The organism is uncultured Campylobacter sp., from assembly GCF_938045595.1.
Lineage (GTDB): Bacteria > Campylobacterota > Campylobacteria > Campylobacterales > Campylobacteraceae > Campylobacter_B.
The window spans coordinates 1-2,318 of the sequence record NZ_CALIBB010000233.1 but is presented as its reverse complement, the minus strand read 5'-3'; the positions used below and the strand labels follow the sequence as shown (position 1 = coordinate 2,318).

At 47.7% G+C, this 2,318-nt stretch carries 1 protein-coding gene; it reads right to left on the bottom strand.

The window, feature by feature from the left end; translation table 11 throughout:
* Positions 1-623: 623 nt before the first annotated feature.
* Positions 624-2,318 (bottom strand): elongation factor G (fusA, locus tag Q0340_RS08915; RefSeq protein WP_298083031.1); only part of this gene is annotated, 1,695 nt, incomplete at its 5' end.

The window sequence follows — 2,318 nt, the reverse complement described above, 5'->3', positions numbered from 1 at the left end:
TTGTTTTGAAATATTTAAAACGGGCGCATTATAGCCCGCGAAAGCAAACGCCTGCTAAATCCGAAAACAAGCGAGCTTGGGTACTAGCTCAACTTAATATGAGCGGTGCGTAGATCGGTCTGCGAAGATGAAATTTTACGGCGCGAAGCGACGGCGCAATAAAGTACCTCGAGAATACCGCTACTCGCATAAAGCACTGATGGTCACGATCCGATATAAGTCTATGATAGTTGCGCTCCGCCTTAAGGCTGCACCGAAAGTAAAATTTCGCCCTGCCTACGCAATCCCGCTTGCGGCGATTTTGTCCGTGAATAAAAATCAAAGCGATAGCGCTGTATGTGCACTTTACCTGCGAAAGAAAGAAATCACTAGTAAAACGACAGGTGCGGCATCATGAGCGCGCTTTAAGTTATGTTTTGAATTTTTAAATTTAATTGAAATTTTTTGATCTAAATTTACGATCGGCAAGAGTTAAACTTATGGGTTGAAATTTTATTTGAAGCTAGAATGTGAGTTAAAATTTCGGCTCGTAAAGCAGATTAAATTTAAACGCCGTTTTAAAATTTAAAGAAGCGCCGGGGGTTGGCGATAAAGCTATCGCCGTACCCTAGCGCTCGTTAAGCTTAGCCGTTGCGCTTTTTGATGATCTCTTCGCCGACGTTTTTAGGAACCTCGTCGTAGTGATCAAATTCCATCGAATAGGTCGCACGACCCTGCGTCTGAGAGCGCAGATCGGTCGAGTAACCGAACATCTCCGAAAGCGGGCAAAATGCGTCAATGATCTTATTGCCGCCGCGTTCGCTCATATTATTGACCTGTCCGCGACGTTTGTTTAGATCGCCGATGACGTCGCCCATATACTCCTCAGGGGTTTCTACCTCGACCTTCATCATAGGCTCCAAGATCACGGCACCCGCTTTTCTAGCGCCCTCTTTAAAGCCCATAGAAGCGGCGAGTTTGAACGCCATTTCGGAGCTATCGACTTCGTGGTAGCTTCCGTCATAGACCGTCACGCGCACATCCTCGACCGGATATCCCGCCAAAACGCCGTTTTGCATCGCCTCTTGGCAGCCCTTATCTACCGCAGGGATGTATTCTTTTGGAATCGCACCGCCTTTGATATCGTTTACGAACTCATATCCGGTGCCTGGCTCCAAAGGCTCTAGGCGCAAAAATACGTGACCGTATTGACCGCGACCGCCCGATTGCTTGGCGTATTTGTACTCCTGCTCGACCGTTTTGCGGATAGTCTCGCGATATGCGACCTGCGGCTGTCCGACCTCGGCCTCTACTTTAAATTCTCTAAGCATTCTATCTACGATGATCTCAAGGTGCAATTCGCCCATTCCCGAAATGATCGTCTGTCCGCTCTCCTCGTCGGTCGCAACCCTAAAGCTCGGATCTTCTTGCGCCAATTTTTGAAGTGCGATACCCATTTTTTCTTGATCGGCTTTGGTTTTAGGCTCTACCGCTACGCTAATAACTGGATCAGGAAATTCCATACGCTCCAAGATTACTTTATCTTTTTCGCTAGCTAGAGTATCGCCCGTAAGGGTATCTTTTAGACCCACGACGGCGCCAATCTCGCCTGCATAAAGCTCCTTGATCTCTTCGCGTTTATTTGAGTGCATCCTTAGCAAGCGTCCGATGCGCTCTTTTTTGCCTTTGCCGGTATTTACGACGTAGCTGCCGCTTTCCAAAACACCGCGATATACGCGCACGAAGGTAAGCTGACCTACGAAAGGATCGGTCATAATCTTAAATCCAAGACCCGCAAACTCGCCCTCGTCGGTAGAGCTTACGTGAACCTCGCTGCCGTCCTCATACTGACCCTTAATCGCAGGCACTTCATCAGGCGCAGGTAGATAATCTACGACCGCATCTAGCAAAGGCTGCACGCCCTTGTTTTTAAATGCGGTACCGCATAGCATAGGAAAGAAGCTTAGGCTTAAGCAGCCTTTCTTGATGCCCTTTTTAATCTCTTCTACGCTTAGCTCTTCGCCGTTAAAATACTTCTCCATCAAAGCTTCATCAGTCTCTGCTACCGCCTCAATCATCTTGTCGCGATATTCCTGTGCTTTTTCTCGTAGCTCGGCAGGAATTTCAACGATCTCCGGAGCAGAAGGACCCTTGCTGTCATCCCAAACGAGCGCCTTCATAGTGACTAAATCGATAACGCCTTTAAAATCGTCCTCAGCGCCGATCGGAATTTGAATAGGAACTGGATGAGCCTTGAGCCTATCTTTTACCTGCTGTTCGACATTATAGAAATTTGCACCGACGCGGTCCATTTTATTTACGAAAATAATGCGCGGAAC